Raw genomic sequence first — 14,037 nt, forward strand, 5'->3', positions numbered from 1 at the left:
GATTCCGCCTGACCGACCGGCACGCCGGAGCGGATGGGAGAACGACGAGAGGAGGGGAGGCGGAGCGGCCGCCATGGTGCGTCGTTGCGAATAATGCATCTTGATTCACTATGGGCAACAACCATCTGGGCGCCCGGGAGGGCTGTCAAGGGGTCGGACGTGCCGAGTTGCCCGACCGCGATCGACCCGTGACCATGAACGCCCGCAAGCGCGGTTACGCCGACCCGACGAGCCGTCAGCCGTCAGCCGTCAGCCGTCAGCGCGGGAGGGCAGGCGGGAGCCGCGCCGGTACGCACCCGACGCCACCGTCAGCAGCCGCCGCGCTTTGAGCCGCGTCTCGGCCCACTCGCGCTCGGGGTCGGATCCCCAGGTGATCCCGGCCCCGGTACCGAAGCGCAGTAACGGACCGCCGGGAGCGGTTGCGGTCGATCCAGAACGTGCGGATGCCGACGGCGAGTCGACCCGTGCCGCGGTCGGCGTCGACCCAGCCCACGCCACCGCAGTACGGGCCGCGGGGCGCCGTCACCAGCGCCGCGATGATGCGCAGCGCGCTGGACTTGGGGGCGCCCGTGACGGAGCCGGGCGGGAAGTTACCGGCGAGCAGCTCGGGCCATCCGGCACCTTCGGCGAGTTCGCCACGCACCGTGGACACCAGATGCACCAGGCCGGGGTGTGCCTCGACGGCGCACAGTTCCGGGACGGTCACGGAGCCGGTGGCGCAGACGCGTCCCGGGTCGTTGCGGACCAGGTCCACGATCATGACGTTCTCGGCGTGGTCCTTGTCGAGGAGGTCCGCGGCGGTGCGGCCGGTGCCCTTGATGGCGCCGGAGACGACCGTACGGCCGTCCCGGCGCAGGAAGAGCTCGGGCGAGGCCGTGGCGATCTCCATGCCGTGCGCGGGCAGGCGCACGGTGTCGGCGTAGGGCGCGGGGTTGCCGCGCGCCAGCAGGGTGGTGAGGGCGTCGACGTCCGCGCGCTCCGGGTCGGGCAACGGCGCGGACAGCACCCGGCGCAGGTTGGCCTGGTAGACCTCGCCGGCCGCGATGTGCTCACGGCAGCATCGATTATGCGGCTGCGCCGCGGGGCCGCACCCCGGCGATGTAGGCGGCCCGGTCGAGGGAGGACGTCCAGTCGTCCGGGGCTGGGCCACGCCACGTACCGGGCTCGAGAGCGGGCACGGGTTCCCGGCGTACGTCTCCGAAGCGCGCGCACACCAGGCGCCCCTCGAAGTCGGCGACCACGGCCCAGAACCCGGTGGAGTCCAGGGCCGCGGGGTCGCTGGTCACGTCCCGGAGGTCGGTGGCGACGAGACCGCCGAAGCGGGCCAGCGGTGCGAGGTCGTAAGGGCGTCCACTCATCGGTCACCACCTCTCCGGAGGGGAACGACGAACGGCAGGGATGTACGTCCCCGTCGTTCAGCGGCTGGGCTACGCGTCGGCGGACACCTGTCCCACTCAGACCCGTTCCAGTCGGACCCCTTCCGGTCGGAGCTGTTCCAGTCGGACGACGATGGACTTCGACGTGGGGGTGTTGCTGATGGCCGCCGTGGAGTCCAGTGGTACGAGGACATTGGTCTCGGGGAAGTAGGCGGCGCAGCAGCCCCGGGGGGTCGGGTACGACACGGCCCGGAAGGCCGGTGCCCTGCGCTCCACTCCGTCGCCGTACTCACTGACGATGTCGACCATGTCCCCGTCGGCGAGGCCGCGCTCGGTGAGGTCGTCGGGGTGCAGGAAGAGGACCCGGCGGCCCTGCCGGATGCCGCGGTAGCGGTCGTCCAGGCCGTAGATGGTGGTGTTGTACTGGTCGTGGGAGCGCAGCGTCTGCAGCAGCAGTCGGCCCGGCGGGACCTTGGGGCTCTCCAGCGCGTTGGCGGTGAAGTTGGCCAAGCCCGTGCTCGTCGTGAACCGGCGCTCGTCGCGGGGCGGGTGGGGCAGGGCGAAGCCGCCCGGCTGCCGCACCCGGGCGTTGAAGTCCTCGAAGCCTGGGATGACGCGTTCGATGCGGTCGCGGATACGGTCGTAGTCCGCCTCGAACTCCTCCCACGGCACCTGCGGGTCGGCTTCGCCGAGGGTGGCCCGGGCCATCCGACAGATGATCGCGACCTCGCTCAGCAGGTGCTCGGACGCGGGCGCGAGCCGCCCCCGCGACAGGTGCACCATGCCCATGGAGTCCTCCACTGAGACCAGTTGGGGCCCGCCCGGCCGCAGGTCGGCCTCGGTGCGGCCGAGGCACGGCAGGATGAGGGCCTGCTCCCCCGCGATGACGTGCGAGCGATTGAGCTTGGTGGAGATCTGGACGGTGAGCCGGCACCTGCGCAGGGCCTGCTCGGTCAGGTCGGTGTCGGGGGCCGCGGCGACGAAGTTGCCGCCCAGCGCGACGAAGATCTTCACGTCGCCGTCGCGCATGGCGCGGATGCTGTCGACCGCGTCGTGGCCGTGGCGGCGCGGGGGCGTGAAGGCGAACTCGGCGCCGAGCCGGTCCAGGAAGGCGGCGTCCGGCTTCTCGTAGATGCCCATCGTGCGGTCGCCCTGCACGTTGGAGTGGCCGCGCACCGGGCAGAGGCCGGCGCCGGGGCGGCCGATGTTGCCGCGCAGCAGAAGGAAGTTGACGACGTCCCGGATGGTGGGCACGGAGTGCTTGTGCTGGGTCAGTCCCATCGCCCAGCAGACGACGATCTTCTTGGCGGCCAGCACATGGCCGAACGCGGTCCGGATCTCCTCCTCGGGCAGACCGGTGGCCTGAAGGATCTCCTCCCACGACGCCTTGCGGGCGTGCTCGGCGAACTCCTCGAAGCCATGCGTGTACCGCTCGATGAAGGAGGTGTCCAGGCAGCTGCCGGGCGACTCGTCCTCCGCCTCCAGCAGCATGCGGTTGAAGGCCTGGAAGAGCGCCTGGTCGCCACCCAGCCTGATCTGCAGGAACTGGTCCGCCAGCTTGGTGCCGCCGCCGATGACACCGGACGGCTTCTGGGGGTTCTTGAACCGGAGCAGCCCCGCCTCGGGCAGCGGGTTGACCGCGATGACGCGCGCGCCCTGCTGCTTGGCCCGCTCCAGCGCGGAGAGCATCCGCGGGTGGTTGGTGCCCGGGTTCTGGCCGACCACGAGGATCAGATCGGCCTCGTAGAGGTCTTCCAGGCTGACGCTGCCCTTGCCGATGCCGATGGTCTCCACCAGGGCCGAGCCGCTGGACTCGTGGCACATGTTGGAGCAGTCCGGCAGGTTGTTGGTGCCGAAGCCGCGGACGAAGAGCTGGTAGAGGAACGCGGCCTCGTTGCTCGCCCGTCCGGAGGTGTAGAAGGCGGCCTGGTCCGGGTGGTCGAGCGCGCCGAGCTCGCGGGCGATCACTGCGAACGCCTCGTCCCAGGAGATCGGCCGGTAGCGGTCGGCGCCGGCCGGGCGGTACATCGGGTGGGTGAGCCGTCCCTGCTGTCCGAGCCAGTAGTCGCTGCGCGGAAGCAGGTCCTCCAGGGTGTGCTCGGCGAAGAACTCCGGCGTCACCCGGCGTACGGTGGCCTCCTCGGCGACGGCCTTGGCGCCGTTCTCACAGAACTCCGCCTTGTGCCGGTGGTCGGGCTCCGGCCAGGCGCACCCCGGACAGTCGAAGCCCTCCTTCTGATTCACCCGGAGCAGCGTGAGCAGGCTGCGGCGGGCCCCCATCTGTTCGCCGGCGTGCCGCAGCGAGGAGGTGACCGCGGGGAGGCCGGCGGCGTACTCCTTCGGGGGGCCGATCCGCAGACGGGCGTCGCCGGGGTCCTCAGCAGGTGGCTTGCGAGTCATCTGTAGCGCTACTCCGCGGTGTAGGGAATAAGCTCAGTTGCGCAACACACAACAGTACCGCCATACGCAACGCGTCTAAGGAAGCCCGACTGACGACCTCCTGTCAAGGCCGTCCGGCAGGATCACCGGACGGCCATGCGGCTCAGGGACGGTCAGTTGCCGTCGCGGTGTGCGTGTGCTTCGGCGAGGAGGAGGTAGCTCGCGGCGGTCCAGGTGTAGGCGCGGTCGCGCAGGCCCGTCCCGGTCAGGGCGTCGAAGTTCTCGGCGAAGCCGTGGGCCTCGCACAGGGCGCGGAAACGTACGCTGATCTCGTCGGCGAGCCGGTGGTGCCCGGCGCGGCGCAGACCGTCCTCGACGAGGACCGTGGCGGGTGCCCAGATGGGGCCGCGCCAGTAGCCGTCGGAGAGGTAGTGCGGCGAGGTGGTGACTTCCGTGGCCAGCCCATATGGGGTCAGGTGGGCCTCGATCCGGGCGGCCAGCACACCGCTGACCTCCTCCGGCAGATGCTCGCCCAGCACGATGGGCATCAGGTCGAGGAGGCCGGCGCTGTCCCAGTTGTCGCCGCTGTCGACGCCCCGGGCGACGAACCGGTCCCCCTTCCAGAGCTCGTCGAGCATCGCCGTCTGGGTCGTCTCGGCGGCCCGCGTCCACCGGCGGGCGGCGTCGGGTCTGTCCAACCGCGTTGCCAGGTCGGCGAGTTCGCGGAGCTGGAGGACGAGGAAGGCGGCCAGGTCCGCGGTGACGACGACGCGTTCGGGGTCGAAGGTGGTGGCGTTGTCCCAGCCGCTGTCGTTGCCGTGCTGATAGTGGGGCAGCGCGGCACCGGGGGCGCGCCGTGCGGTGAGCCAGAAGTCGGTCCAGCGCTCCAGCCTGTCGTACGTCTCGGCCAGTTCCGCCCGGCCCGGCGGGGTGGTCAGGCGACGGCGCAGGTGGCCGAACGCCCAGCCGTGGATGGGCGGTTTGACGAAGTTGCGCAGGACCTCGGAGTGGGTGACCGAGTCGGGCAGCGCCCCGGTCCCGTCCTGGTGGTCGAAGGGCAGGTGGAACTGGTCCCAGGCGAGTTCGGGGCAGCCGGGGGCCAGGGCCAGGGCGTTGAAGCAGTGGTCCCAGCTCCAGACCTTGTCCATCCAGTGCTTGGACATGAGGACGGCGGGCCGGGTGACCAGAGCGACCGGGCGCACCGTCGCGGACCACAGGACGTACGCGGCGAGTTCGGCGGCCGGGGTCGCGGCCGAGCGCCAAGGGGCGACCCTGTCGACGAACTCCGCGTAGGAGTTCCGCGCGGTCTCGACGACCTTGCCGAAGGTCAACGTCGAGGCGTACGGAGGGCGGGCGGTGTCGAGTTCTTCGACCGCGATCTCCCAGGGCACCCCGGCGTCCGAGCCGGCGGCGACGGTGAGGCCGCGGTCGGCGTCGCCCAGGGCTTGGGCTCCGAACGTGTCGGCCGTGCCGGAGAGCACGGTGACGCGGTAGCGGCGCCCGGTCTCGTACGACGTGAAGACGTACGCGTCGGCGGCCGCGTCACGGAAGAAGTAGGTGCCGCTGAACGGGGTCAGCTTCCGGGCCGCCGCGCTGACACGCAGCGGCATCCCCGCACCGCGCAGCCGTACGGAGTCCGGCGACTCGTAGGCGAGGTCGACGCGGCCGGTCGCGCCGATCCAGCTCAGCAGGCCCGGTCCGGCCTCCACGCGGGTCTCGGCCCGCTCGCCCGTCGCGGCGTCGAGCGGCATGAGGCGCAGGACGGCGTGCATGCCGTTCTGGTGCGAGACCAGGTGGAGGTCCTCGGCGCGGGTCTTCTCCGCCACCACGGGGGAGATGCCGAACCAGGATCCGTAGGTGCTGAAGGGGATGTCGTCGACGGAGAAGTCCGGGCCGGGGCGGTCGGCGGTCATGACAGGTCACTCGTTTCTCGGGCAGGGGAGGCCGACCGTCCGGGGGCGAACGGACGGTGGCCGTTGGGGGCGAGGCGGAAGGGGTCAGTCCTTGACCGCGCCGGCGGTCACACCGGCGGCGACATAGCGCTGGGCGAGGACGAGGATGACCGCGGCGGGCAGCGAGGCCACGACAGCGGTGGCCATGATCGCGTTCCACTCCTGGTTGTTGTTGCCTATGTAGTGGTAGATGCCGAGGGTGATCGGCTCGTGGGCGCCGCCGTTGACGAGCGTGCCCGCGAAGACGAAGTCGGACCACGACCAGAGGAACGCGAACAGGGAGACCGTGACCACGGCGTTGCGGCTCATGGGCAGGACGATCGACCAGAAGGTGCGCAGCGGTCCGGCGCCGTCCGTCTTCGCGGCCTGGAGGAGCTCGCCGGGGATGCCCGACATGAACGCGGTGAAGATCAGCACCGCGAAGGGGACGGCCAGGGTGGAGTCGGCGACGATCAGGCCGGGGACGGACTGGAGCAGCCCGAGCTGCAGGTAGATGGCGTAGAAGCCCATCGCCATGATGATGCCGGGGATCATCTGGGCCGCCAGGAGGAGGAAGTTGAGCACACCGCCGCCGCGGGGGCGCAGCTTGGCCAGGGCGTAGCCGGCGGGGGCGGACAGCACCACGGTCAGGACGACCGTGCCCAGGCCGATGACGAGGCTCGTGCCGAGATACGGCAACTGCTCGTCGAGGACTGTGCGGTAGCCCGCGAGTGTGCCATGGACGGGGAACAGGTCCGGCGGGCTCTTGCGCATGTCCTGGTCGCGGGTGAACGACACGTTCAGCATCCAGTAGACCGGGAAGAGCATGATCGCGGTCAGCAGGACACCGACGGCCGTCTTCCCCCACGTACGCTTGCCGCTTCGGTTCATGACAGCGCCTGCTTTCTCTGCACCCGGACGTACACCAGGCCGAATACCAGGGCCGCGACCACGAGCAGGTTGCCGACGGCCGCGCCCGGGCCGAAGGCGGGCACGAGGTTGCCGAAGCCGAGCTGGTAGGACCAGGTGGCGAAGGTCGTGGACGAGTCCGCCGGGCCGCCCTTGGTCATGATCCAGATGATGTCGAACACCTTGAGCGTGTAGACGAGGCCCAGCAGAAGGGTGATCGCGGACACCGGGCGCAGCAGCGGGAAGGTGATGCTCCAGAACCGCCGCCAGGCACCCGCCCCGTCGAGGGCGGCGGCCTCGTACAGCGCGGCCGGGACCGACTGGAGGCCGCTGTAGAGCACGACCAGGTTGAACGGGACGCCGATCCAGATGTTCGCGATGATGACCGAGGTCAGCGACCAGGACGGCGAGGTCAGCCAGTTGACCTGGTCGACGCCGACGGCGCCCAGCAGGGCGTTGACGACACCGGATTCGCTGTTGAGCATCCACGACCAGGTGGAGGCCGACACGATCAGTGGCAGCAGCCAGGGCACGAGGAAGAGTGCCCGCAGGGTCGCCGACAGCCGGAAGTGCTGGTTGAAGAAGACCGCCAGGGCCAGACCGATGACGTACTGGAAGAACAGGCACACGGCGGTGAACACCACGGTGTGCAGCAGGGCCGGGGCGAACGTCGGATCGTCGAAGACGGTCCGGTAGTTCTCCACGCCCGTGAACGGCGCGTCGCCCTGGACGAAGGAGCGGACCGTGTAGTTGCGCAGGCTCAGGTCGATGTTGCGGTAGAGCGGATAGGCGTAGAAGAGGGCGAGGTAGAGGGTCACCGGGGCGAGGAAGGCCCAGGCGGCCCACTGCTGGGAGCCGGGGCGGCGCCGCGCCCGGGGCGGTGCGGAGGGGGCCGCACCGCTGAAGCCCGGGGTGGCCCCGCGGTGCGGCGCTTCGGTGGTGTGACTCATCAACGGACCCTGATGTGCGGTCACTTGACGGCGGACTGGGCGGCGGTGAGCGCGTCCTTCGGGGACGTCGAGCCGCTCAGGGCGGACTGGACGGCCTTCCACATCTGCTCGGAGATCTTGGGGTACTTGGTGCCCAGGTCGTCGCTGGTGCGCCCCTTGGCCGCCTTGACCGCGTCGACCCACGGCTTCAGATCGGCGTTCGACGCGATCTGCTTGTCCTGGACCTCGCTGGTCGGGGCCACGTAGGACAGGGTGGTGTCGGTGTCGTAGAGGTTGTCGGTGCTGGTCAGACAGGTGACCAGCTTCTGCGAAGTGGTGTATCGGCCGGTGTCGCCCTGGACCGGGACGGTGACGAACTCGCCGCCGGTCGGGGCCGAGGCGTTGCCTCCGTCGGCGCCGGGGATGGGCAGGACGCCGTAGTCGAAGCCCGCCTTCTCGGCGTTCGCGAGCTGCCAGGTGCCGTTCTCGGCGAAGGCGTAGTCGCCGCTCGCGAACTCCTGCCAGCTGGTGGTCTGGGTGTTGTTGATGACGGAGTTGGGCGCGTAGCCCTTGTCGAGCCAGTCCTTCCACAGGGACAGCGCCAAGACGGCCTGGGCGGAGTCGAGTTCGGTGAGCTTCGCGCCGGATCCCCAGAACCAGGGCAGGAACTGGAAGCTGCCCTCCTCGGTGCCGATCGCGGAGAAGGTGATGCCCTTCTTGCCCGCCTTCTTCACCTTCTCCAGTGCCGCCGTCAGCGACTTCCAGTCCTTGACGGAGGCTATGTCGACGCCGGCTTCCTTCAGCACCTCCTTGTTGTAGTAGAGGGCGAGGGTGTTGGCGCCGATCGGTGTGCCGTACGTCTTCCCGTCCGACTGGCCGGCGGCGAGCAGGTTGGGGTCCACCTTGGAGGTGTCCAGCTTGTTGTCGTCGGTCGTGGTGAGCACACCCGCCTCGGCCAGGGTCGACACCACCGGGTTGTCGACGATGAGGACGTCCGCCGAGTTGTCCTGCTGCGCGGCCAGCAGCGCCTTGTTGGACAGGTCGCTGGTGTCGAAGGCGGTCCGCTTGATCTTGACGCCGGCCTCGGTGCCGCAGGAGTCCAGCAGCTTCGCCCAGGCCGAGCTCTTGTCGAACTGCGGGTACGGGTCCCAGATGGTGTACGTGCCGCTGTCCGCCGCGTTCGACCCGGTGCCACCGGAGCCGCCGCCGCAGGCGGTGGCGGTGGTGGCGACCGCCAGGGCGGTGAGGGCCGCGGCGGTCAGACGGCGCTGTCTGGAGGAGCTGTTCATTGCGGGGCTTCCTTTGTTTTGGGCATGCCGGTGCCGAGGGCACGGGGCGAGGGAAGAAGGGCACGGCGAACGGCGCCATGGGACGGTTCAACGCCCGGTGGAGTGAAGTGAGTTGAGAGAACTACGCGGGTGCGGTCAGAGCTCGATACCGGTCCCTGCGGGCCCGGTGCTGGCCCGCAGGGAGATCGGCGGCACGAGGAGGTGGTGCCGGGGCGGTCCGTCGGGCTGGTCGAGCCGCTCCACCAGCAGTTCGACCGCGCGCCGGCCCATCTCCTCCGCCGGCACGTCCGCCGCGGTGAGCTGCGGGGTCACCGTCTCCGCCCAGCGCCCGGCGACGACCCCGGTCACGGAGAAGTCGCGCGGCACATGGCGGCCCGCCAGGGCGAGCCCGCGGTAGAGGCCGCCGAGGGCCGCCTCGTTCAGCGTGACCAGGGCCGTGGTGGCCGGGTCGTCGTGCAGGATGCGTTCCACACAGGCCTGGCCCGAGGCGGCGTCGTCCCCACAGCAGTACGTCCGCACTGTCAGCCCGCGTTCGGCCGCGGCCTTGGTGAAGCCGTCCAGGCCGCGGTGCGCGGACTCGTATCCGGCCCGCAGCAGTTGCTCGGGCCGGTTGACGAAGGCGACCCGGCGGTGGCCGAGGTCCGCCAGATGGTGGACGCACGCCGCCGCGAGTGCGGTGTGGTCCAGGCCCACCCACCAGCTGCCCTCCTGATGGGCGGTGCGGCCGATGGCTACGGAGGGGAAGTCCAGGGCGGCCAGGTGATCGACCCGGTCGTCCTCCAGTCTGATCTCCATCAGGATCGCGCCGTCGACGCGCCGCTCCCCCAGCAGCCGCTGGAAGGAACGGTCGCTGTCGACGCCGCTGGGCGAGAGCAGCACGTCGTAGTCGTAGGCCGCGGCGGCCTCCACCACGCTGCCGATGAAGTCCAGCTGCATGCCGGTGTAGTGGTTGCCGGCCGGCGGGAAGACCAGGCCGATCGTGCTGGTCCGCCCGTTGGCCAGGGCGCGGGCACTGGCGCTGGGCCGGTAGCCCAGCTCGTCGACGACCTGCTGGATCTTGCGGCGGGTGTCCTCCGAGACCGGGCGTTTGCCGCTCAGCGCGTAGGACACGGTGCTCCGCGAGACACCGGCCCGCCGGGCGATCTCACCGATGTTCACGGGACTCCTTCGTCGAACCGGTTCGAACGCGGACCGTTGTCGAACCGGTTCGCGTGAAGTGAAGGTAGGAACCGCCCGGGCGCCTGTCAACACCTCTGGCCGCACTTTCGCGCCCGGACGATTCGCCCGGCAGAACCTTGTGCCAGAGGGATTGATGCCCGGGAGCTCCGGTGCTAGCTTCGCGAACCGGTTCGATGAAGTGATCCTTCCGACGTCCGAGAGCCTCTCCCGCGCCTTCCCTGGAATGCCGGGCTCGCCCTCCCGCTGCACGACGAGATCCCGCACCTCAGCGGTTCGGACGATCGAACCGGTTCGACAGACGGTTTCCGACAGATGCCGACCCCGACCCAGCACCCGTTACTCGAGGATTGAGGACGCAATCCATGCCATCCGCTGAAAGACCCGCCCGGCGCCGAGCCCCGGCCGCCATGGCCGTCGCTCTCGGCGCGGGCCTGCTGACCGCACCGGCCGTCCCCGCGCAGGCGGCCGACGCGCCCCAGCCCGCCGCGCGCTACACCTTCGACGAGGACGACCTCACGTCCGGCAGGATCACCGACAGCTCCGGCAACGGCCTGACGGCGACCCTGGTGAACGGCTCCACCGCCCAGTCCGTGGCGGGCACGGACGGCGGCAGGGCCCTGGCCCTGCCCGGCGGGGCGCCCACCTCCGACGGCGCGTACGTCCGTCTGCCCCGCGAGATCGTCGGCGACGCGACCGACCTGACGGTCTCGGCCCGCGTGAAGTGGAGCGGCGACAAGTCGTCCTGGCAGCGAATCTTCGATCTGGGCACCAACACCACCAAGTACCTCTTCAGCACCCCGTACAACGGCGGCGGCCTGTTCCAGACCTCCGTGACCACCGGCGGAGGCGGCGCGGAGGCACAGGTCCGCGGCTATGCGGCGCTTCCCGCGAACGAGTGGCGGACCGTCACCGTCACCCTCGACACCACGGCCGGCAAGCTCACCACCTACCTCGACGGCGTGGCGGTCTCCTCCGCCGCGACCGGCATCAAGGCCAAGGAACTGCTGGACGGCTCGGCCACGGCGGCCGGCTACATCGGCAAGTCCTTCTGGCCGGACCCGCTGCTCAAGGGCGCGATCGACGACTTCACCGTGTGGCACGCGGCGCTGAACGCCGAGCAGGTGGCCGGTACGGTCGGGAACATGCCGACGGTCCAGGACCTCTCGAAGACGTCCTTCGAGGTGCGTACGACGACCGGTACCGCCCCGTCCCTACCGCCCGCCGTCCGGTCCTCCTTCTCGGACGGCTACGACCGCGACCTGCCGATCACCTGGGACGCCGTACCGTCCGACAAGTACGCCCGGCCGGGCACCTTCACGGTGGCGGGCACGGCGGCCGGGCGCGACGTGAAGGCCACGGTCACCGTGGTCCGCGAGGGGCAGCTCACCGTCGACCTCGGCTCGGACACCGGCGCCTTCCACGGCGGCGCGTCCGGCACCCTCTACGGCCTGTACGGACCGGACGTCCCCACCAACAACCTCATCGAGGGCATGGGGCTGCGCACGGTCTCCACCAAGGCGCAGGACGGACCGCAGCACCCAGGTGCCGACGCGCTGGAGGTGGTGCAGCCGCTGGCGGACTCCACCGACGGCGATGTGTACATCTACATGACCGACATCCACCGCGGCTTCCCGTACCAGTGGCCGGGCGACACCCCGGCGCAGAAGCTCAAGCTCTACCGGGAGAAGCTGGCCAAGCAGGTCGACCAGGTCCTGCAACTGCCGAAGCAGTACCAGGACAACATCGTCTTCGTGCCGTTCAACGAGCCCGAGGGCAACATGTTCGGCACCGGCGAGTGGAGCTACAACAAGGTCAGCTGGCTCAACGACCCCGACGACTTCTTCGCCGCCTGGGACGACGCCTACAAGCTCATCAAGGGGAAGATGCCGAGCGCCCGCATCGCCGGCCCCAACACCAGCGTCCTCTACGACCAGGTCAAGGGCTTCCTCACCCACACCCTCGCCGCCGACACCCTCCCGGACGTCATCACCTGGCACGAGCTGAGCCACCCGGAGGCAGTGCGCGAGAGCGTCGCCAAGTACCGGGCGTGGGAGAAGGAGCTGTTCAAGGGCACCGAGCGGGAGGGCAGTCAACTCCCCATCAACATCAACGAGTACGCCTTCAACTACCACACCTCCGTCCCCGGCCAGATGATCCAGTGGGTGTCCGCGATCGAGGAGTCCAAGGTGGACGCCGACATCGCCTACTGGAACATCGACGGCAACCTCTCCGACTCGGCGGTGCAGTCCAACCGCGGCAACGGCCAGTGGTGGCTGCTGAACTCGTACGCCTCGATGAGCGGACACACGGTGCGGGTGGCGCCGCCGTTCCCCGGCGAGAACTACACCATGCAGGGCGTCGCCACGCTGGACGCGAAGAAGCGGCAGGCCCGGCTGATCTTCGGCGGGTCCGCCGGCAAGGGCCACATCACCTTCGCGGGCGTCCCGAAGAACGTCTTCGGGGACAGCGTGCACGCCTGGGTCCGCGAGATCGAGTGGAGCGGGCAGGTCGGCGACAACTCCGGCCCGAAGCTGCTGACGGAGACGGGCCTGAAGGTCGGTGACGACGGCGAGGTCGTCGTCGACTTCGGTGACGGCGGGCTGCCGACGCTGAAGGAGTCCTCTGCGTACGAGATCGTCCTCAGCCCGACAGGAAAGGCGAGGAGCACGCAGTCCCCGCCGGTGCGCTGGCAGGGGTCGTACGAGGCGGAGGACGCCGCCCACACCGGGTCCGGCTACTCGAAGAACGGCCCGGAGGGGTCGCCGCGCGATGTGTCGAAGTTCTACACCTCCGGCGGCTACGACGTCGGCGGTCTGCGCACCGGCTCGGACGTCACGCTCGACTTCACCGTTGACGCGCCCGAGGACGGCACCTACGACCTGAGCGTCTTCGCCAACTCCCTCAACACCTTCGACAAGGTGAGGGAACAAGGACCCACCAACGTCTTCCTGCGCGTGGACGGCAAGGCGGACAGCGAGCAGGAGCTGCATCTGCCGCTCGGCTACAAGTGGGTGGTGTGGGACCACACCGACACCAAGGTCCAGCTCACCAAGGGCAAGCACACCCTGACGCTCGCCGCGAAGAGCCTCGACGGCAAGCGCGCCACCAAGGGCGACGCCATCGTCGACCGCATCACGCTCTCCCTGTCGGCGGCTTCGGCCGCCACCCAGGTGTACGAGGGCGAGCTGGCCTGGCTCGACGGGGGTGCGCGGCCCGTCTACGACCTGCCGAAGCAGGCCGCCGCTCCCGCCACCGGCTCGGGCGCGGTCCGGCTCCCGAAGGACGGGACCGCCACGTTCTGGGTCTACTCGCCCGCCGACCGCGAGGCCACCCTCAAGGTCGACACCCTCGGCGGCACGGGCGCCCGGCTCGCCGTCAACGGGCACGACGTCCTGCGCCTGTCGAAGGGGAAGCGCAGTGTGGCCGTCTCCCTGTCGGGTGGCGTCAACAAGGTGACGCTGACCGGGGGTTCGTCCGCCACCCTCGTCGATCGGCTCACGGTCACCCCCACCGAGGGCGCGCTCCCGGCGCGTACCTACGAGGCACAGGACGCCGAGCTCGTGGGCTCGGCCACGCTCGCCCCGCTGTCCCTGGCGACCGGCGGGACGGCGATCACCGGCATCGGCGGCGCCCCGGGCAACGACAACACGGCGACGTTCACCGTCTCCGCCGACCGCGCCGGCCTGTACGCGCTGCGCATCCGCTACTCCAACCCCGAGCAGTCCGAAGCCACCCACTACAACCCGGACCCGCTCGCGCGCCACGCCGACATCACCGTCAACGGCGGCGAGATACGGCGCGTCGGCTTCCCGCACAGCTTCCATCAGAACAACTTCTGGGAGCTGACCGTCCCGGTCCAGCTCAGGAAGGGGCAGAACACGATCGCCTTCCGCTCCGAGGAAGTGCCGAACTTCGACGGCGCCACCTACGCCTCGGACACCTTCCCCGGCGTGCTGCTCCGCTCCCGCAACGCGCCGCTGATAGACCGGCTCACGGTCGCGCCCTACGCGCGGGAGGTGCGATGAGGTGAACACCACCGGCGGCG

General features: G+C 70.1%; 7 protein-coding genes and 1 pseudogene. 1 reads left to right on the top strand and 7 read right to left on the bottom strand.

The features are described from left to right. Positions 1-249 precede the first annotated feature (249 nt). The 7 genes and pseudogenes from ACIREI_RS32525 to ACIREI_RS32555 form a co-directional block, all read right to left on the bottom strand. Positions 250-1,358, bottom strand: a pseudogene (locus ACIREI_RS32525) (chorismate-binding protein). A 96-nt stretch (positions 1,359-1,454) separates the two neighbouring features. Continuing rightward, on the bottom strand, positions 1,455-3,776 hold the full coding sequence (locus ACIREI_RS32530) for an FdhF/YdeP family oxidoreductase (protein WP_403340442.1): 2,322 nt from the start codon (positions 3,774-3,776) through the stop codon (positions 1,455-1,457). A 152-nt stretch (positions 3,777-3,928) separates the two neighbouring features. Beyond that, the gene (locus ACIREI_RS32535) at positions 3,929-5,668 is read right to left on the bottom strand and encodes an amylo-alpha-1,6-glucosidase (RefSeq protein WP_403340445.1); all 1,740 of its coding nucleotides are present in this window, start codon (positions 5,666-5,668) and stop codon (positions 3,929-3,931) included. 84 nt (positions 5,669-5,752) lie between these two features. Beyond that, a complete protein-coding gene (locus ACIREI_RS32540) occupies positions 5,753-6,577 on the bottom strand; it encodes a carbohydrate ABC transporter permease (protein WP_403340448.1) in 825 nt (274 codons plus the stop codon). After that, positions 6,574-7,545, bottom strand: a complete 972-nt coding sequence (locus tag ACIREI_RS32545; protein ID WP_403340451.1) for a carbohydrate ABC transporter permease — start codon at positions 7,543-7,545, stop codon at positions 6,574-6,576. The genes ACIREI_RS32540 and ACIREI_RS32545 overlap by 4 nt, the downstream gene beginning before the upstream one ends. A 20-nt stretch (positions 7,546-7,565) precedes the next feature. Beyond that, positions 7,566-8,813: an extracellular solute-binding protein gene (locus tag ACIREI_RS32550; RefSeq protein WP_403340454.1), complete on the bottom strand. Its 1,248-nt coding sequence runs from the start codon at positions 8,811-8,813 to the stop codon at positions 7,566-7,568. A gap of 135 nt (positions 8,814-8,948) precedes the next feature. Beyond that, positions 8,949-9,971 (bottom strand): LacI family DNA-binding transcriptional regulator, encoded by a 1,023-nt coding sequence (locus ACIREI_RS32555; RefSeq protein WP_403340456.1) that lies wholly within the window; start codon positions 9,969-9,971, stop codon positions 8,949-8,951. Between the two features lie 383 nt (positions 9,972-10,354). Between ACIREI_RS32555 and ACIREI_RS32560 the strand changes: the two genes are divergently transcribed. Next, positions 10,355-14,017: a LamG-like jellyroll fold domain-containing protein gene (locus tag ACIREI_RS32560; protein ID WP_403340459.1), complete on the top strand. Its 3,663-nt coding sequence runs from the start codon at positions 10,355-10,357 to the stop codon at positions 14,015-14,017. Positions 14,018-14,037: the final 20 nt, after the last annotated feature.

Origin of the sequence: Streptomyces sp. NPDC093591, assembly GCF_044764885.1 — a bacterium.
Classification (GTDB): Bacteria; Actinomycetota; Actinomycetes; order Streptomycetales; family Streptomycetaceae; genus Streptomyces.